This window comes from Paenirhodobacter sp., assembly GCF_047600745.1.
Lineage (GTDB): Bacteria > Pseudomonadota > Alphaproteobacteria > Rhodobacterales > Rhodobacteraceae > Rhodobacter.
Genome location: NZ_JASGKI010000004.1, coordinates 1,139,741 through 1,156,577, shown reverse-complemented (window position 1 = coordinate 1,156,577; position 16,837 = coordinate 1,139,741). Strand labels below are relative to the sequence as shown.

Below are 16,837 nucleotides of genomic sequence, written 5' to 3'. Positions count from 1 at the left end.
TATTCAGAGGGGTCATCGGATGAAAGGCCGCATCCGGGGATCACGGCGCTGCGCCCAATATGGTTGACTGAATTTCTATGGATTGGTAGGCGCAGGGGGAACAATCCGGAGAGCCCGATGACAGACCCGACCCAGATCTGGCCCGAAGATTTCGCCGCACGGTATCGCGCCAAGGGCTACTGGCGGGGCGAGACCTTCGCCCAGATGCTCGACCGTCTGGCGCGCGAACATGGCCCCCGGCTGGCGGTGGCGGATGCCGTTCACCGCTGGACTTATGCGGAACTGGCCGAGCGCGCGCGCATTGCGGCGGCGGGGTTCGCGGGGCTGGGGCTGAAGCCGGGCGAGCGGGTTCTGGTGCAGCTTCCGAACCGGGCCGAGTTCCTTTCGGTCGTGTTCGGGCTGTTCTATGCCGGGCTGCTGCCGGTCTATGCGCTGCCCGCGCATCGGGAAACCGAAGTGCTGCATCTGGCGGCCAAATCCGGTGCGAAAGCCTATATCTGCGCCGACCGGCATGAGGGGTTCGACTATCTGCCGCTGGCGCGTGCCGTGCGGGCGCAGGGGGTCGAACGGATCATCGTTCTGGGCGATGCGGCGGAATTCACCCCCTTCGCCTTTGACGGCCCCGGGCTCGCGGCGCCGGTGCCGCGCGATCCGGGCGGGGTGGCCTTCCTGCAAATCTCCGGCGGCTCGACCGGCCTGCCGAAGCTGATCCCCCGCACGCATGACGATTACATCTACAGCTTCCGCGCCTCGGCCGAGATCTGCGGCCTGACGCCCGAGAGCGTCTATCTGGTCGCGCTGCCCGCCGCGCATAACTTCCCGATGTCCTCGCCCGGGTTCATGGGGGCGCTGCATGCCGGGGCGCGGGTGGTGATGGCGCCGAACCCCGCGCCCGAAACCGGCTTTGCCCTGATCGCGGCGGAGGGGGTGACGCATGTCGGCCTCGTGCCGCCGCTCGCGCTGATGTGGATGCAGGCGGCGCCGCGCACGAAGCATGATATTTCCAGCCTTCAGGTGCTGAATGTCGGCGGCGCGAAGTTCATGGCTGAATCGGCGGCGAAGGTCCGCGCGACGCTGGGCTGCACGCTGCAACAGGTGTTCGGCATGGCCGAGGGGCTGGTGAACTACACCCGGCTGGACGATCCCGAGGACATCATCGAGCACACGCAGGGCCGCCCGATCAGCGAGGATGACGAGATCCTGATCCTCGACGATGACGGCCATCCGGTGCCAGAGGGCGAACCCGGCAACATCTACACCCGCGGCCCCTATACGATCCGCGCCTATTACGACGAACCGGCGGCGAATGCGCGCAGCTTCACCCCGGATGGCTTCTACCGCACCGGTGACGTGGTGCGGCGGCTGCCGGGCGGCTATCTGGAGGTGCGGGGCCGGGCGACCGATCACATCAACCGCGCGGGGGAAAAGATTTCCGCTGAGGAGATCGAGGATCACCTGCTCGCCCATCCCGGCGTCTTCGATGCGGCGGTGGTGGCGCTGCCTGATCGTTTCCTGGGCGAGAAAAGCTGTGCCTTCGTGGTGCGCACCGATGACACGCTGGATGCCCGCACGCTCAAGGGGTTCGTGCGCGGGCGCGGCATCGCGGAGTTCAAGGTGCCCGACCAGATCGTGTTCGTGCCGGAATTCGCCACCACCGCCGTTGGAAAGATCAGCCGCAAGGCGCTGCGCGCCGCGCTGAAGGAAAAATACCTCGAAGAAGGAGGCCCCGCATGATCACCTTTGAACAGATGCGCGCCGATGTGGCCGCCGCCCTCGACATCGCGCCCGAGGCGCTCGGGCCGGAGGACAATCTTTATGACCTCGGGCTGGATTCGATGCGGCTGATGGGGTTGGTGATGGAGTGGCAGGAGAAGGGGGCGGAACTGGACTTCGGCCTGCTGATGGAAAGCCAGACCATCGGCGCCTGGTGGGATGCGGTCGAGGCGGGCCGTGCCGGTGCGTGACACCGCCGCCCGCGCCCGCCCGCTGACCGAGGCGCAGGAGGGCCTGTGGTATGCGCAGGCGCTGGACCGTGCGAATCCGATCTTCAACGCCGGGCAATATATCGACCTGACCGGGCCGCTCGACCGCGCGGCCTTTGCCGAGGCTTTCGCGCAGGCGGTGGCGCAGACGCCCGCGCTGTCGCTGCGCTTCGGCGCGCAGGACGGCCGGCCGGTGCAATGGCTGGCCGAGGCGCCCGAACTGCGCATGGTGGCCGCGACCGAGGACGAGGCGCGGGCCGAAATGGCGGCGGACAGCAACCGGGCGCTGGACCTCGCCGCCGATCCGGTGGCGGCGTTCACGCTGTTCCAGATCGGGCCGGAGCGGCATTTCTGGTATGAGCGGATCCACCATCTGGCGGCGGATGGCTATGCTTTCGTGCTGTTCACCAACCGGGTGGGCGAGATCTATTCCGCGCTGGTCGGAGGCCGCCCCGCGCCCGCGCCTTTCCCGCCGCTGGATCAGGCATTTGACGAGGATGCCGCCTGGCGGCTCTCCGACCGCCGCGCCGGGGATCAAGGGTTCTGGCGCGCGGAACTGCGCGGGCTGGAAACCGTCGCCGGTCCTGCCGAGGGCCGCGCCGTCACCGCGCGCAGCTTCGACCGGGCGCGGATGGAGCTTGACCCGGCGTTCTGCGCGGCGCTGCGGGCGCGGGCGGGCTCGGGCTGGCCCGATGCGCTGACCCTGCTCAGCGCGGCCTATTTTTCGCGCGTGTCGGGCGAGGGGGAACGCGTCTTCGGCCTGCCCTTCATGGCGCGGATGGGCACCCGGGTCGCCCGCGTGCCCTGCATGTGGATGAATGTGCTGCCGTTCCGGTATGATCCGGACGAGGACGCGCCGCTTGACGAAGTGCTGAAGGCCGGGGCCGCGCGGTTGGCCGAACTGCGCCGCCATGGCCGCTATCGCTCGGAACAGTTGCGCCGGGATCTGCGGCGGACGGCGATCGACGCGCGGCTTTACGGCCCGCTGATCAACGTGCAGCCCTTCGACATGCCGCCGCGCTTTGCGGGACTCCGGGCCGATCTGCATATCCTGAGCGCCGGTGCGGTGGACGACCTGACCGCGACCTTCCGGGGCGATGCGGTGAACGGCCTGTCGCTGGAGATCGACAGCAACCCGACCCTTTACACCCGCGCGGCGGGGGCGGCGCATCTGCACCGGCTGGCGGAGTTCCTGCGCCGGGCGGTGGGGGCCGCGCGGCTGGCCGATGTGCCGACGGTGACGGATGAGGAAACCGCCTGGCTCGTGCAGGTCAATGCCACGGCGCAGCCGCTGCCCGATACCACGCTGACCGATCTGATCGTGGCGCAGATGGCGCGCACGCCCGATGCCCCGGCGGTGCAGTTCGGCGATACCGTGCTGAGCTATCGCGAGCTCGACCGCCGTTCCGCCGCGCTGGCCGGGGCGCTGCGGGCGCGCGGGGCTGGGCCGGGCAGGGTGGTGGCGGTGGCGCTGCCGCGGTCCGAACATCTGGCGGTGGCGCTGGTCGCGGTGCTGCGGGCGGGGGCGGCCTATGTGCCGCTCGACCCGGACAATCCGCCCGCGCGTCTCGCCGCGCTGATCGAGCGCACCGGGGCGGTGGCGGTGTTGTCGGAGACCGATTTCGCGCCCGCCGACTGGCCGCGCGACGGCGCCGCGCCCGAGGCCGGGGCGGGGCCGGATGACCTCGCCTATATCCTGTTCACCTCGGGTTCCACCGGCGAGCCGAAGGGCGTGATGATCGAACACCGCGCCATCGTGAACCGGCTGCTGTGGATGCGCGACCATTACGGCTTCGGCCCGCAGGATCGCATTTTGCAAAAGACGCCGACGACGTTCGACGTCTCGGTGTGGGAACTGTTCCTGCCCTATCTGTGCGGCGCGACGCTGGTTTTCGCGCCGCCCGGTGCGCATCGGGACCCGAAGGCCATCGCGGCGCTGGTGCGCGGGCAGGGGATCACCACGATGCACTTCGTGCCCTCGATGCTCTCGGCCTTCCTCGACGCGCCCGCGTCGGAGGGGCTGCGGCTCGCGCGTGTGTTCTGCTCGGGCGAGGCGCTGACGGCGGCGCATCGCGCGCGGTTCCATGCCCGGATCACGGCCGATCTGCACAACCTTTACGGCCCGACCGAGGCCGCCGTGGATGTGACCTATTGGGAGGCGTCGCCGCGCGATACCTCCGACCCGGTGCCGATCGGCTTCCCGGTCTGGAACACGCAGGTGCATGTGCTGGACAAGCGCGGGCGGCCGGTTCCGGCGGGGGTGCGCGGGGGGCTCTGGCTCGGGGGCGTGCAACTGGCGCGCGGCTATCTGGGGCGGCCGGACCTGGCGGCGCAGCGGTTCGTGCAAACGCCGTTCGGGCGGCTGTATGATACCGGCGATGTGGCGATGCTGCGCCCCGATGGCGCGGTGGTCTATCTGGGCCGGGCCGATCATCAGGTGAAGATCCGTGGCATGCGGATCGAACCCGGCGAGATCGAGGCCGCGATCCGCGACACCGGCCTTGTGCGCGACACGGTGGTGATCGTGCGCGACGAGCGGCTGGTGGCCTATGTGCTGGCCGATGCGGGGTTCGACCCGGCGCGGCTGGCGGCGGATCTGGCCGGGCGGCTGCCCGCGCATATGGTGCCCGCGGCGGTGGTGGCGCTGACGGACTGGCCGATGACAGTTTCGGGCAAGCTCGATCGCAAGGCCCTGCCCGCGCCGGTGTTCGCGGTGGCGGCGGGCACCCCACCCGAAGGCCCGGTCGAAACCCGGATCGCGGGTCTTTATCGCGCGGTGCTGCATCTGCCTGATACACCGGGGCGGGAGGCGGATTTCTTTGCGCTCGGCGGCGATTCCCTCACGGCGGTGACGTTGAGCCTGCGGATGGAGGAGGCCTTCGGCCACGATCCCGGCCTGGGCCAGATCTTCGAGACCCCGACCATTGCCGGGCTGGCGCGCGCGATGACCCTGCGCGGAGAGGCGCAGGCGGGCCTTGCGCCGATGCTGGCGCTTGGCCGGGGGGAGGGCGCGCCGCTCTTCGTGCTGCATCCGGCGGGGGGGCTGGGGTGGTGCTACCGCAGGCTGGCGCGCGCGATGCCGGGCCATCCGGTCTGGGCGGTGCAATCGCCGCTGCTGGCGGGCGGGGCGTTTCCCGATAGCCTGACCGCGCTGGCCGCCGATTACGTTGCGCGGATCGCGGCGGAGTGGCCCGAGGGGCCGGTGCATCTGGCAGGCTGGTCGGTGGGCGGCATCCTCGCGCAGGAGATCGCGGTGCAGTTCCGCGAGCGGGGGCGGCAGCTCGGCCTTGTCGCGCTGCTCGATGCCTATCCGGCGGAGTGCTGGCGCGCGGAGCCGGAGCCCGATCCCGTCGCCGCGCTGCGCGCCCTGCTGGCGATCGCCGGGCAGGATCCGGAGGCGCATCCCGAACTCGATACCCGCGCGGCGGTGGTGGGGTTCCTGCGGCAGGGGGGGACGGCGCTCGGCGCGTTGCCGGAGCCGGTTCTGGATGCGGTGGTGCGGCTGGTGACGGGGACGAACCGGCTGATCCGGGCGCATCATCATCGGCGGTATGACGGCGAATTGCTGCATGTCCGGGCGGCGCGGGACCATGCCGGACGGGACTTCACCGCCGGCCTCTGGGCGCCGCATGCGGCCTCGGTCGAGGCGATCGACCTGCCGATGCTGCATCCGGAGATGGTCTCGCAACCCGCCGCCGACCGCCTTGGCCCGCTGTTCAGCGCGCGGCTGCAAGGCTGAGCGCATCGGGGAGCGAGGCGGGCAGCGTTGCGATATGCCCCGCGCCCGGATGCACGCTCAGCCGCAGATCCACCCCCGGCTGGGCGCGCAACACTTCGGCCAGCCGAAGGGCGGCGGGGGGCGGGCCCTGCGGCGCGGGGCCGGTCGATCCGGTGCGCTGCTCCCGGTCGCCCAGCGACAGGAGTACCGTCCCCCGCGCGCACCGTGCCAGCGCCAGCGCGGCCGGTTCGTCCCACCACACCGAGGGGCTGGCCAGCGCATGGCGCGCGAACCCCCCCGGCATCGCCGCCAGCGCACAAAGCCCGCCGAAGGAATGCCCCCACAGCGTCCGCCGCGCCGGATCCACCGACAGCCCGGCCTCGCCCGCCGCCCGCAGCGGCCCGGTGAGCAGCGGCAGGAACCCCGCCACGCCGCCCGCCCGCCGCCCGGGGTGATGCGGATCGGGGCGGTCGCCGCCCGGCGTATAGTCATAGACCCGTTCGGATCGGGCGAATTGCTCGTCGGTCTGATAGCCGACGCCGATCACCGCCACCCCCGGCACCCGTTCGAGCATCCCGGGCGTCAGGAAATCGAACGCGCCGTTGCCGTCGAGCAGCCACAGCACCCCCCCATCCCCCGCCCGCGGCACCGCGCGGAACAGCCGATAACCCAGCCCGCCCGGAAGGTTCGGCGCCACCGCCGGGTCGAACACCTCGATCCGATGCGTGGCGCAGGGGGCGCACAGGATCTCCAGCGCCGCCTTGCGGCCGTGATGCGGGGGGAGGCTGGGGGTCATCGGTTGCGCTTCGTTGTTGAGAATAGTAGTCAACTAAAAGCCCCGGCATCCGGTTTCAATGCCCCGCCAGACCGCAAATTCCCAAAGGAGCCCGCGATGATCCGATTGCTTTTGGCGCTGCTGCTGGTGCCGCTTTGTGCGCATGCCGAAATCCGGGCGACGGATGTCACCGGGCGGGAGGTGGTGCTCTCCGCCCCGGCGCAGCGGATCGTTCTGGGCGAGGCGCGGCATCTGGCGGTGCTGGGCATGCTGCATGACGATCCGGCCGCGCTGGTCGTGGGCTGGCGCGAGGACAAGGGGCTCGATCCCGCGACGCTCGCGGCCTATCGGGCGAAATTCCCGGAAGTGGCGCAGATCACCTCGGTCGGCGCGGGGAACCGGCTGATTTCGGTCGAGCAGGTGATTTCGCTGGCGCCCGATCTGGTGATCCTGAGCACGATGGACGCCGATGCGCCGCAGATGGCGGTGCCGTTGCAGACGCTCGCGGCGGCGGGGATTCCGGTGGCCTTCGTCGATTTCTTCTCGCAGCCGCTGGAAAATACCGTGCCCAGCCTGCGGCTGATGGGCAGGCTGACCGGGGCCGAAGCGCGGGCCGAGGACTTCGTGACCTTCTACGAAAGCCATATGAACGCGGTGCGGGAGCGGGTCGCGGGCGCCACGACGCCGCGCGTCTTCATCCATGTCCATGCTGCGCCGCAGGGCTGCTGCGCCACCGTTGGGCCGGGCGTGTTCGATGATTTCGTCCGCATCGCCGGGGGCCGTAACATCGGGCGCGACACGGTGCCGGGGGTGATGGGCAATATCGGGCTTGAAAACCTGATCGCTGCCGATCCGGATGTTTATATCGCCACCGGCGGCGCGCATATGGCGGCGCGGGGCGGGCTGGTTCTGGGCGTCGGGGCCAGCGGCGAAACGGCGCGCGAGACCTTTGCCGCGCTGACCTCGGCCCCCGGTTTTGCCGATCTGCGCGCGGTGCGCGAGGGCCATGCCTATGGGATCTGGCATCTGTTCAACGATTTTCCGGCGCATGTCGCGCTGGTCGAATATCTGGCGCGGGCGTTCCATCCGGATCTGTTCCCGGACCTCGACCCCGATGCGACCATGGCGGAATTCGAGCGCCGCTTCTCGCCGGTGCCCCTGACCGGAACGTGGTGGGTGAAATGAGCGATATTGTTGCGGTTCACCACGCGCGGCTGCGGCGGCGGGCGGTTCTGGTCGGGCTGCTGGGGCTGGGCGCGCTGTGTTCGGTGCTGCTCGATCTGGTCTCCGGGCCGTCGGGCCTGCCGCTGGATCAGGTGATCGGCGCGCTGACCGGGGCCGAGGATGTGCCCCGCGCGGCGCAGGTGATCGTCTGGCAGGTGCGGCTGCCGGTGGCGCTGATGGCGCTTCTGGTCGGTGCGGCGCTGTCGCTGTCGGGGGCGGAGATGCAGACCGTGCTGGACAATCCGCTGGCCGAACCCTTCACGCTGGGCGTGTCCGCTTCGGCGGCGCTTGGCGCGGGGGTGGCGATCGTGCTCGGGTTCGCGGTGCCGGGGGTGCCGGCGATCTGGGGGGTCTCGGCCAATGCCTTCCTGTTCGCGCTCGGGGCGCTCGGGTTGCTGCAACTGGCCTCCGCCGCGCGCGGTGGCGGGACCGAGGTGGTGATCTTGCTGGGCATCGCGGTCAACTTCACCGCTGCGGCGCTTCTGGCGCTGGTGCAGTTCGTGGCCTCGCCCGATGCGCTGCAACAGCTGGTGTTCTGGACGATGGGGAGCCTTGCGAATGCCCGGTGGGAGGGGATCTGGCTGATCGGGGCCGTGCTGGCGCTGTGCCTGCCGTTTTCGCTGATGGCGTCGTGGCGGCTCACCGCGCTGCGGCTGGGGGCGGAACAGGCGCGCGGCTTCGGCGTGGATGTCGAGCGGTTGCGGCGCTGGACGCTGATCCGGGTCAGCCTGCTCGCCGCGGCGGCGGTGTCGATGGTGGGGGTCATCGGCTTCGTCGGGCTGGCGGGGCCGCATATCGCGCGGCTGGCGGTGGGTGAGGATCAGCGCTTCATGCTGCCCGCGAGCCTGTTCACCGGGGCGCTCTTGATGTCGCTGGCCTCGGTGCTGTCGAAAATGCTGATCCCCGGGGTGCTGCTGCCGGTGGGGATCGTGACATCGCTCGTCGGCCTGCCGGTATTCTTCTTGCTGGTGCTGCGGCGTGGGGGGCGGGAATGACGCTGGAAATCCGCAACCTGACGGTGGCGCGCGGCCCGCGCAGGGTGATTGACGATCTGACCCTGCCGCCTTTCGCCCAGGGCGAATTCGCCGTGATCGCGGGGCCGAATGCGGCGGGGAAATCCACCCTTCTGCGGGCGATCGCGCGGCTGCTGCCCGCCGAGGGGCGGGTCACGCTGGATGGCGACGACGTGGCGCAGCTCCCGCGCGCGGAACTCGCGCGCCGGGTCGGGTTCATGCCGCAGTCGCTCGATGCGCGGTCGGGGCTGAGCGTGCTGGACAGCCTCCTTGTCGCGATGAACGCGGGCGGCGGCATGACCCGCGCGGCGGTCGGTGGCAGTGCCCATGCGGTGGCGGTTCTGGACCGTTTCGGGCTGGGCGATCTTGCGCTCCGGCCGCTCAATGCGCTGTCGGGCGGGCAGCGGCAGGCGGTGGCGCTGGCGCAGGCGATGATCCGCGATCCGCGTCTGCTGCTTTTGGACGAACCGACCTCGGCGCTGGACCTTGCGCGGCAGTTCGCCCTGCTGCGCGAGGCGCGGGCGCTGGCGCGCGAGGGCCGGATCGTGATCGCGGTCTTGCATGATCTGGCGCAGGCGGCACAATGGGCGGACCGGATCGTGATGCTTTCGGGCGGCGGGCTGGCGGCGGCGGGTGCGCCGCAGGAGGTTCTGACCCCCGATCTGCTGCGGCAGGTCTACGGCATTTCGGCACGGGTCGAACGCTGCTCACTCGGGCGGCTGATGATCATGGTGGACGGACCAGCGGAGGGCTAGATGCAGATCGCCGACACGGAAACGAAATATGGCCTGATCACCCGGCTGCTGCACTGGTCGGTTGCGGGGTTGATCCTGTGGCAGTTCCTGGGAATGGGGCTGCGGCTGATGCTGGGGCGCCATCCGGTTGCCGGTTTCTTCGTCGGCACGCATCAATGGATCGGCGCGCTTCTGTTCGTGCTGATCGTGGCGCGGGTGTTGTGGGCGTTGATCAACATGGGCAACCGCCCGCCGCATGAGGGGCTGCTGGGGCTGGCGGCGAAGGCGGGGCATGCCTTGCTTTATGTGCTGATGGTGGCGGTTCCGGCGCTGGGGCTGCTGCGGGCCTGGGGCGGCACGCGCGGTTTCGCACCGCTGGGGATTCCGATCTTCGCGCCGCGTGCCGAGGGGGAGGAGATCGGCTGGGCGGTGAATGCCGCGAACCTGCTGCATGGCGAACTGGCCTGGCTGCTGGGGGCCGTGGTGCTGGGGCATGTCGCCATGGTCGGCGTCCACGAGGGCCTGTGGCGCGACGGCACGCTGCGCCGGATGCTGGGGCGCCCGCGCCGATAGACGCGGGCTTGCGGGGGCTCAGGCCCGGCCCGCATCGGCCTCCAGCTTCGTCAGGATCGGGGTCTTGACCCGCCAGGTTTCATACCAGCCCTCGATCGCCGGGCCGAAGAAATCGGCGCCCACGGTATGGACCGGGAAGCCCGTTGCCTCGATCTGCCCGCGATAGGCGGCATCGAGCCCGTCATAGGCGTTCAGGATCTCGGACAGCGCGGACTGCACCTCTGCGGTGAGAAGGGTGCGGGTATCGTCGGGCAGCACCTTCCAGCGCCGCGCCGAGGCGACGGCGACCATCGGGAAGATCATGTGGTTCGAGGCCAGCATCTCCTGCGCCAGCTCGAAATAGCGGCTATTCCAGGTGCCCTCGAAGTCAATCTGCATGCCGTCGATCTGGCCGTTCGACAGCGCGTCATAAAGCGCGGGCAGGGGCAGCGGCGTCGGCGTCGCGCCGATGCGGGTCCAGAAGTCCATCTCCTGCGGCAGGGGCAGGGCGCGGATCTTGCGGCCCGCCAGATCGGCGACGGTGGCGGCGGGTTTGCGCAGCAGCGTCTGCCGCATCCCCGCCAGGCCGAAGCCCAGCCCGACCAGCCCGAGCGCCCGGGTCTTGTCCAGCAACTCCCCCGCCGTGGGCTTCGCCAGCAGCGCCCGCGCCCCGGGGATGTCCTTCACCAGACAGGGCGCCAGCAGCGCGCCGAAATCGGCGTCCCGGTTCGCGAATTCGCCGATGGTCAGGAACGCCATGTCCAGCGCGCCGGTCTGCAACTGTTGCAGCATCTGCGTTTCGGACCCAAGCTGCCCGGCGGGCAGGACGGTCAGCGTCACCGCGCCGCCCGACTTCGCCGCCAGACGGTCGGCCAGGCCCTGGGCGGATTTGCTCCACTGATGGGCGGGGGGCGTGATCAGGCCGATGCGCAGGGCCGTGCCCGCGGCAAGGGCCGGGCGGCTCAGGGCCAGCGCGGCGCCGGTTGCCAGAAATGTGCGGCGATACATGGGAGTCCTCCTCAAAGAACGGGCCAGAGCGAGATCGTCAGAAGCGTGGCGAAGGCCGCGGCCAGATAGGGCGTCAGCCCGGCAGCGATTTTTCCGGCCGACAGGTTCGACAGGCTGGCGGCGGCAAACAGCGCCGCGCCGACCGGCGGCGTCAGCAGGCCAAGCGACAGGTTGATGCTGATCACGAGGCCAAGGTGGATCGGGTCGATGCCGAACTGCGCCGCGATCGGCGTGACCACCGGCACCACCAGCAGCAGGGCCGGGATCGGCTCCAGCACCGTGCCGATGGCGATCAGCAGGACGTTGAGCAGGATCATGAAGGCGGCGGGCGAACCCGAAGCGGCCGACAGCGCCGCCGCCACCTGTGCGGGCAGGTCGGCATAGGCCAGCACCCAGCCCAGCAATTGCGCCGCCGCAACGAGGAACAGCACTGCCGCCGAGCCGAGCGCCGCGCGGCAGAACATGGCAGGCAGGTCCGACAGCCGCATTTCGCGATGCACCAGCAGCCCGACCGCCAGCGCGATCAGCGTGCCGATGCCGCCCGCCTCGGTCGGCGTTGCGAAGCCGGTGAGGATCGAGGCCACGATGAACAGCGGGATCACCGCGGAGGGCAGCGCCTCGATCAGCGCGCGGCGGCGCCGGGCGCCATCGGCGGGGGCGGCGACGGGATAGGGCACGCGCCGCGCCTTGACCGAGATCACGGCGAAGAAGGCCAGCGTCATCAGCAGGCCGGGAATCAGCCCCGCCTTGAACAATTCGCCGACCGGCACCTGCGCGATCACGCCGTATAGGATGAACATCATCGAGGGCGGCAGGACCGGCGCCAGCAGCGAGCCCGCCGCGACGATCGACACCGCGTCCTGGCGCGGATAGCCCGCCTTTTCCATCTCGGGCACGATCATCCGGGTCATCACCGTCAGCTGCGCGACGGTGGAGCCGAGGATCGCCGCCAGCATCACATTGGCGATCAGGCTGACATGGGCCAGCCCGCCGCGCACCGGGCCGACCATCGCCGCGGCAAGGTTCACCAGCCGCCGCCCGGCGCCCGAAAGGCTCATCGCTTCGCCCAGCAGGATGAACAGCGGCAGCGCCAGCAGGCCGTAGCTGTCCACCCCGGCCAGCAGTTGCTGCGGCAGGCTGTCGAGCAGCACGGCATCGCCCGTGGACAGGATCAGCACGACGGAGGTCAACGCCAGCACGACCGAAATCGGCACCGCGAGCAGGAACAGCCCGCTCAGAGAGGCCACGCCGATCATGACCGCGCCGCCAGATGGGCCAGCGTATGCACCGTGCCGCCCAGGGTGAACAGCGGCAGCACCAGCCAGATCCAGATCTTGCGGATGCCGAGCGTCTGCGTCGGCTCCAGCCAGATGAAATTGAACGTCTCTTGCGCCATCGCCTCCGCCGAGCCGGCGCGGATCAGCCCGGGCAGGTCGAACCAGCGCCACAGCAGCCAGCCAAGCCCGGCGAAAGCCGCCAGCACGATCAGGTCCGACAGCCGCGCCAGCCGCCGCCGTCCGGTGGGGCCGAGCAGGTCGGGCAGCAGTTCCATCGCCATATGTCCCCGCGTGGCGAACAGGGCCGAGGCGCCCAGAAAGGCGCCCCAGGTCATCGTTGCGATCGCTGCCTCATCCGCCCAAACCAGCGGCGCGCCGAAATAGCGCGCCAGCGCCGCCGCCGCGGTGATGGCCAGCGTTGCCGCCGCCATCAGCCCCGCAGCGCCGGTTTCCAGCCGCGCCAGCCCGGCACTGAGCCGTTGCAGCGGAAAGACGCCGCCCGTGGGGGCGGCATCCAGAGGACGCGCTGCGCTCATTTCTTCGGAACGATGCGCCAGATCTGATCGCCCTCGGCATCGTCCTGGCCACGGGACTTGTTCACCGCATAGATGGTGCCGTCCTGCGTCACGGTGGCGTGGTTCGGGAAGGAACCGACCGCGAGGTTGGCGACGATCTTGCCGGTCGCGGCATCGACGCTGGCGATCGTGTCCGAGCCGCGGTTCATCACCAGAACCGTGCCGGTCGCCGCATCGTAAAGTGCGTTCAGCGGGCCCGCGCCCACGGGGGTGTCGAACACGACGTCGCCGGTCTTGCCGTCGATCGCGATCAGGTTGTCGGAGCCTTGCGAGGCCACGAAGATCCGGTCGGCCTTCGGATCATAGGCGATGCCCGAGCCGCGCACCGATCCCGGCACCGGCAGGACGTCCACCGACTTGTCCTTCAGATTGATTCGCGCCAGTTCGGCCGAGGTCATCGACACGGTGTAGAGCGTATGCGCCGCCGGGTCGAAGGTCAGGCTCATGATGCCGAACTTGCCGCCGCGTTCCTTCGAGTCGATGGTGATCGTATCGACCTGCTCCAGCGTCTTGGCGTCGAAGATCATGATCTGGTTGTTCACCGAGGTTCCGGCATAGACCAGACCATTCGCCGCATCGACGATGATGTCGCGCGAATGCGGCACGGTGCCCGCCGGGAACTGCTTCACCAGCGACAGGTCGGATTGGTTATAGACCGCGATGGTGTTCTGACGGCTGTTGCCGACCCAGACGGTGCCGTTCGCATCATCCACCGCGACGCCATAAACCGCGAAGAGGCCGCCGGGACGGTCGCCCTGCGCGGGGGCTTCGGTGGGGCTGACTTCGGCCAGGACCTTCAGCGTCTTCGGGTCAAGCTTCAGCAGCTTCGAGTCCTTTACCGGCGGGCGGCCCACGGCAGAGGTGACGAACAGGACGCCGTTCTTCTCGCTATAGACGACCTGATAGAGGCCACGGGTGACCTTCTCGGCCACGATGTCGAACTTCTCGGCGCCCGAAACCGGGATCTTCGGCGAGACCTGCATGTCGACGACATCGGCGCTGTCGGGTCCGGCGGTCTGGACGACGATCGGCTGGAGGCCGGTCACCGCATCGGCGGGCAGCGGGAAGGTGAAGGAGAAGCCGCCCTTGTCATCGGCCTTGAGGTCTTCGGGCGAGAGCCGGGTCGCGCCGCGCAGCACGGTGATCGGCTGGCCGGGGGCGAAGCCGCGGCCGTCGGCCGAAATCTCTTCGCCGCTGTAGACCGGGGCGCCCTGCGGCCCGGCAAAGCGGACCATGCCGGAAAACGGCGCGGGGGTACCGAACACGGGTTCGGCGAGCGTGGTGACGGTCGAGCCAAGCAGGGCGACGAGCGAGAGCGCCAGCGGAAGACGGAGGCGGAGAACGGAGGACTGGGCCATGATGTTCCTTCGGGTTTGGACTGGATTGGCTGGCGATGCTTGCGAAGGATCGCGGGCTCGGCTTGGGATGGCTTTTATATGGGTGAGCTTTATTGTCAACAAACGCTGGACACCCGCCCTTCCGTCGCACCTTTCCGGAAACGGCCCTATGGCATGAAAAAACCCGGAGCAACGGGAAACCGCTGCTCCGGGCCGGGACGAGGAGATGGGTGAGCCGTCACATCTTCGATTGCGCCCTGCTTGCTTCGGTGCTGACGGCGTGGCCGGCGGACTGGATGTCTTGGCCCGCGCCCTTGACGGTTTCGCAGGCGCTCAGCGCAGCCAGAGCCAACAGGGGAAACAGAAACTTGCGCATGGGTATCTCCTCTCAGGACGCATACAGGGTCGAACGCATCTGGGCGGGGAAGGTTCCCATACCCGGAATGTTTTTTGCCCGGAGTGTATTGTGGGCGGCTTGGGGGAAGGTTTCAACCCTGCCGGGCCGCCGCGCTCCGGGCGAGTTGCGCGGCGCCGAAGGCCGATCCGGCGGACAGCGCGGCGAGCGATCCGAGCGTCAGCCAGACCCCGAGGAACAGGCAGGCTGTCACGATGAGCCCCCCGCCCGCGAGTGTCATCGGCAGGATCCACCAGCCGGAGGGGAGGGGGGCGCCCCCCTCGGCCCGACGCGAAGCGGGGCGGGTGGCGGTGTTTGGCGCAGGTGCGGGGATATCGGAGGAACTGATCATCTGGGAACCGGATACGCATGTGTCTCGGCGCCATTCTGCGCCCCTGATCCATGCCATCTCGTTAACATCCGTTGAGGAATTGCCCCGATCAAAGGCCAGTTTCTTAAAATCCCCGGCATTCCCTGCCGTGAGGACGGCATCGGGCGACAGCGCGGCCCTTCGGTTACTTCCCGGCAATGCGCTGGATCGGTCGGCTGCAATCCCTGACAACGCTTCTGAACCAATGATGTGCGGAATCGGCCTCCCGGCGTATATGCCAGGCTTGCTGGAATGCGAAACTGGCCAATTCGAATGGCGGCGTGAAGCGCGTCAAGCCCTGATCATCGGCCAGATGATCCAGTGCGCGGCTGGCAACGGTCAGGATCAAATCCGTGCCCGTCAACACTTCGGTCGAAGCGCGCCAGTGCGGCAAGACGAGCGCAATGCGCCTGTGCCGCCCTTGAGCGGTCAGGGCCGCGTCGATTTCGTTTTCCGTATCCGGCCTCGTGGCGACCAGCACATGCGGACGCGCCAGCCAATCGTCCAGCGGCAGCACGCCGCACAGGGGCAGCGAGCGTTTATCGGCAACGCTGACGAAAGTTTCCTCGAACAGGGTTTCGATGACGATGTTGCTTGCGGTCTCCGGAAATACGCCAAGGCCCAGGTCGATCTCGCCGTCCGCGAGCTGGGCCAGCATGGCTTCGCGACTGGCCTGGCACACAACCATGTCAACGCCGGGTGCCTGATCGCGCAACCGTTTCACCAGCGTCGGCAGAACGAGATGCGCCGCATAGTCGGACATGGCAACGCGAAAGCGGCGCACCTCCTGACGGGGGTCGAAAGCACCCTGATGCAGCAGCGCGTTGAGCTGATCTAGAGCCGCTTCGAGGGGGAGCCGCAGATCCTGGGCGCGTGGTGTCAAGGCCATGCCCGCGCCGCGCCGGGTCAGCAACGGGTCTTTGAATATCTCCCGCAATTGCGCCAGTGCATGGCTGACCGCCGGTTGGCTTTTGTGCAGCCGCAACGCCGCCCGCGTGACGTGTTTTTCCGCCAGCAAGGCATGAAGCGTCAGCAGCAGGTTGAGGTCAATGCGCCGAAGGTCATCCATGAAACGAATAATATATGTATGAATTGAGAATTTCCATTCTTGATAAAAATATATCAGCATACGCATGCTTTCATCCGTGGTGAGGTGTTTTCGTATGCAGTGGCCATCTTCATTTTTCGGCGTGCTTCCGATGGCGATCGCCGTGGCGGCGGGTGCCGCCGTGCCTTTTCAGGCTGCGAGCAACGCCGCTTTGGGGCGTGCGCTGGGGCATCCGTTGTGGGCCACGCTGGCTTCATTGTCTGTCAGCGCGCTTGTCGTCGTGCCTTTGATGATGCTGATGCGCGTCCCGGCTCCGGCTTTCGGGGCTGCGGTGCAGGGGGCGGCATGGTGGTGGCTGGGCGGTGTGGCCGGGGTGGCGTATATCACCGCCGCCCTCATGTTGACGCCCAAGCTGGGCGCGGCCAGCTTCATCGTCAGCGTAATCGCGGGCCAAATGCTGGCATCGCTGCTGATCGACCATTATGGCTTGATGGGGCTGGCCCCCAAGCCTGCCGGCGCATGGCGGGTGGCGGGTATTGCGCTGATCTTGCTGGGCATGGTCGCCGTGCAGATGAGCGGTTCGCCAGCGGTCTCCGCGTCTTCTGCCGGGCGATAGGGGGCTGTCATGTCCAAACATCCACCAACGTCTCCCTGCCCGAATGGGCGCCGGAGGATGGCACCATCGACTCCCTCATCAGGGCAATCCGGTCTTGCCGCGCGACGAGGCTCTTCTGGCCGGGATGATCGTGACCATGGGCCACGTTGCCGCTTCCCGCAGTGCAGTGGGTGATCACCTGCTGGCTGATGGGGGCGGTCAGGCATCCCTGCTG

At 68.8% G+C, this 16,837-nt stretch carries 16 protein-coding genes; 8 read left to right on the top strand and 8 right to left on the bottom strand.

Annotated elements, in window-relative coordinates; translation table 11 throughout:
- Positions 1 to 117 precede the first annotated feature (117 nt).
- The 3 genes from QM789_RS14395 to QM789_RS14385 are packed head-to-tail and all read left to right on the top strand — an operon-like array spanning position 118 to position 5,721.
- Positions 118 to 1,734: a (2,3-dihydroxybenzoyl)adenylate synthase gene (locus QM789_RS14395; RefSeq protein WP_420352556.1), complete on the top strand. Its 1,617-nt coding sequence runs from the start codon at positions 118 to 120 to the stop codon at positions 1,732 to 1,734.
- Positions 1,731 to 1,964 carry a phosphopantetheine-binding protein gene (locus QM789_RS14390; protein ID WP_420352555.1) on the top strand — a complete coding sequence of 78 codons (234 nt, stop codon included), beginning with the start codon at positions 1,731 to 1,733 and terminating at the stop codon, positions 1,962 to 1,964. The genes QM789_RS14395 and QM789_RS14390 overlap by 4 nt, the downstream gene beginning before the upstream one ends.
- A complete protein-coding gene (locus QM789_RS14385; RefSeq protein WP_420352554.1) occupies positions 1,951 to 5,721 on the top strand; it encodes an amino acid adenylation domain-containing protein in 3,771 nt (1,256 codons plus the stop codon). Before QM789_RS14390 ends, QM789_RS14385 begins: the two co-directional genes overlap by 14 nt.
- Here the strand turns inward: QM789_RS14385 and QM789_RS14380 are convergent.
- On the bottom strand, positions 5,699 to 6,496 hold the full coding sequence (locus QM789_RS14380) for an alpha/beta hydrolase (RefSeq protein ID WP_420352553.1): 798 nt from the start codon (positions 6,494 to 6,496) through the stop codon (positions 5,699 to 5,701). The genes QM789_RS14385 and QM789_RS14380 overlap by 23 nt on opposite strands.
- A gap of 96 nt (positions 6,497 to 6,592) precedes the next feature.
- Between QM789_RS14380 and QM789_RS14375 the strand changes: the two genes are divergently transcribed.
- The 4 genes from QM789_RS14375 to QM789_RS14360 are packed head-to-tail and all read left to right on the top strand — an operon-like array spanning position 6,593 to position 10,019.
- Entirely contained in the window at positions 6,593 to 7,660 is a 1,068-nt protein-coding gene (locus QM789_RS14375) for an ABC transporter substrate-binding protein (RefSeq protein WP_420352552.1), read from the top strand.
- The gene (locus QM789_RS14370) at positions 7,657 to 8,694 is read left to right on the top strand and encodes a FecCD family ABC transporter permease (protein ID WP_420352551.1); all 1,038 of its coding nucleotides are present in this window, start codon (positions 7,657 to 7,659) and stop codon (positions 8,692 to 8,694) included. Before QM789_RS14375 ends, QM789_RS14370 begins: the two co-directional genes overlap by 4 nt.
- On the top strand, positions 8,691 to 9,467 hold the full coding sequence (locus QM789_RS14365; protein ID WP_420352550.1) for an ABC transporter ATP-binding protein: 777 nt from the start codon (positions 8,691 to 8,693) through the stop codon (positions 9,465 to 9,467). Before QM789_RS14370 ends, QM789_RS14365 begins: the two co-directional genes overlap by 4 nt.
- A complete protein-coding gene (locus QM789_RS14360) occupies positions 9,468 to 10,019 on the top strand; it encodes a cytochrome b (protein WP_420352549.1) in 552 nt (183 codons plus the stop codon).
- 18 nt (positions 10,020 to 10,037) lie between these two features.
- Here the strand turns inward: QM789_RS14360 and QM789_RS14355 are convergent, their stop codons facing one another.
- The 7 genes from QM789_RS14355 to QM789_RS14325 all read right to left on the bottom strand — a co-directional run bounded on the left by QM789_RS14355 (position 10,038) and on the right by QM789_RS14325 (position 16,094).
- A complete protein-coding gene (locus QM789_RS14355; protein WP_420352548.1) occupies positions 10,038 to 11,006 on the bottom strand; it encodes a TRAP transporter substrate-binding protein in 969 nt (322 codons plus the stop codon).
- 11 nt (positions 11,007 to 11,017) lie between these two features.
- The gene (locus QM789_RS14350) at positions 11,018 to 12,262 is read right to left on the bottom strand and encodes a TRAP transporter large permease (protein WP_420352547.1); all 1,245 of its coding nucleotides are present in this window, start codon (positions 12,260 to 12,262) and stop codon (positions 11,018 to 11,020) included.
- Positions 12,259 to 12,819, bottom strand: coding sequence for a TRAP transporter small permease (locus tag QM789_RS14345; protein ID WP_420352546.1), 561 nt, complete (start codon positions 12,817 to 12,819; stop codon positions 12,259 to 12,261). Before QM789_RS14345 ends, QM789_RS14350 begins: the two co-directional genes overlap by 4 nt.
- Complete coding sequence (locus QM789_RS14340; RefSeq protein ID WP_420352545.1) at positions 12,816 to 14,216, bottom strand: PQQ-binding-like beta-propeller repeat protein; 1,401 nt, start codon at positions 14,214 to 14,216, stop codon at positions 12,816 to 12,818. The genes QM789_RS14345 and QM789_RS14340 overlap by 4 nt, the downstream gene beginning before the upstream one ends.
- A gap of 217 nt (positions 14,217 to 14,433) precedes the next feature.
- Entirely contained in the window at positions 14,434 to 14,571 is a 138-nt protein-coding gene (locus QM789_RS14335; RefSeq protein ID WP_420352544.1) for an entericidin A/B family lipoprotein, read from the bottom strand.
- Positions 14,572 to 14,683: 112 nt separating this feature from the next.
- Positions 14,684 to 14,830: a hypothetical protein gene (locus tag QM789_RS14330; protein WP_420352543.1), complete on the bottom strand. Its 147-nt coding sequence runs from the start codon at positions 14,828 to 14,830 to the stop codon at positions 14,684 to 14,686.
- Positions 14,831 to 15,104: 274 nt separating this feature from the next.
- Entirely contained in the window at positions 15,105 to 16,094 is a 990-nt protein-coding gene (locus QM789_RS14325) for a LysR family transcriptional regulator (protein WP_420352542.1), read from the bottom strand.
- A gap of 64 nt (positions 16,095 to 16,158) precedes the next feature.
- On the opposite strand from QM789_RS14325, the gene QM789_RS14320 reads away from it, so the two are divergent.
- Positions 16,159 to 16,623 (top strand): DMT family transporter, encoded by a 465-nt coding sequence (locus tag QM789_RS14320; protein ID WP_420352541.1) that lies wholly within the window; start codon positions 16,159 to 16,161, stop codon positions 16,621 to 16,623.
- Positions 16,624 to 16,837 lie beyond the last annotated feature (214 nt).

Coding starts and splice junctions, on each gene's coding strand:
- QM789_RS14330 (WP_420352543.1), bottom strand. CDS start 14,830: ATGACACTCGCGGGCGGGGGGCTCATCGTGACAGCCTGCCTGTTCCTC.
- QM789_RS14320 (WP_420352541.1), top strand. CDS start 16,159: ATGGCGATCGCCGTGGCGGCGGGTGCCGCCGTGCCTTTTCAGGCTGCG.
- QM789_RS14325 (WP_420352542.1), bottom strand. CDS start 16,094: ATGCGTATGCTGATATATTTTTATCAAGAATGGAAATTCTCAATTCAT.
- QM789_RS14370 (WP_420352551.1), top strand. CDS start 7,657: ATGAGCGATATTGTTGCGGTTCACCACGCGCGGCTGCGGCGGCGGGCG.
- QM789_RS14345 (WP_420352546.1), bottom strand. CDS start 12,819: ATGAGCGCAGCGCGTCCTCTGGATGCCGCCCCCACGGGCGGCGTCTTT.
- QM789_RS14395 (WP_420352556.1), top strand. CDS start 118: ATGACAGACCCGACCCAGATCTGGCCCGAAGATTTCGCCGCACGGTAT.
- QM789_RS14355 (WP_420352548.1), bottom strand. CDS start 11,006: ATGTATCGCCGCACATTTCTGGCAACCGGCGCCGCGCTGGCCCTGAGC.
- QM789_RS14335 (WP_420352544.1), bottom strand. CDS start 14,571: ATGCGCAAGTTTCTGTTTCCCCTGTTGGCTCTGGCTGCGCTGAGCGCC.
- QM789_RS14350 (WP_420352547.1), bottom strand. CDS start 12,262: ATGATCGGCGTGGCCTCTCTGAGCGGGCTGTTCCTGCTCGCGGTGCCG.
- QM789_RS14340 (WP_420352545.1), bottom strand. CDS start 14,216: ATGGCCCAGTCCTCCGTTCTCCGCCTCCGTCTTCCGCTGGCGCTCTCG.
- QM789_RS14360 (WP_420352549.1), top strand. CDS start 9,468: ATGCAGATCGCCGACACGGAAACGAAATATGGCCTGATCACCCGGCTG.
- QM789_RS14365 (WP_420352550.1), top strand. CDS start 8,691: ATGACGCTGGAAATCCGCAACCTGACGGTGGCGCGCGGCCCGCGCAGG.
- QM789_RS14380 (WP_420352553.1), bottom strand. CDS start 6,496: ATGACCCCCAGCCTCCCCCCGCATCACGGCCGCAAGGCGGCGCTGGAG.
- QM789_RS14375 (WP_420352552.1), top strand. CDS start 6,593: ATGATCCGATTGCTTTTGGCGCTGCTGCTGGTGCCGCTTTGTGCGCAT.
- QM789_RS14390 (WP_420352555.1), top strand. CDS start 1,731: ATGATCACCTTTGAACAGATGCGCGCCGATGTGGCCGCCGCCCTCGAC.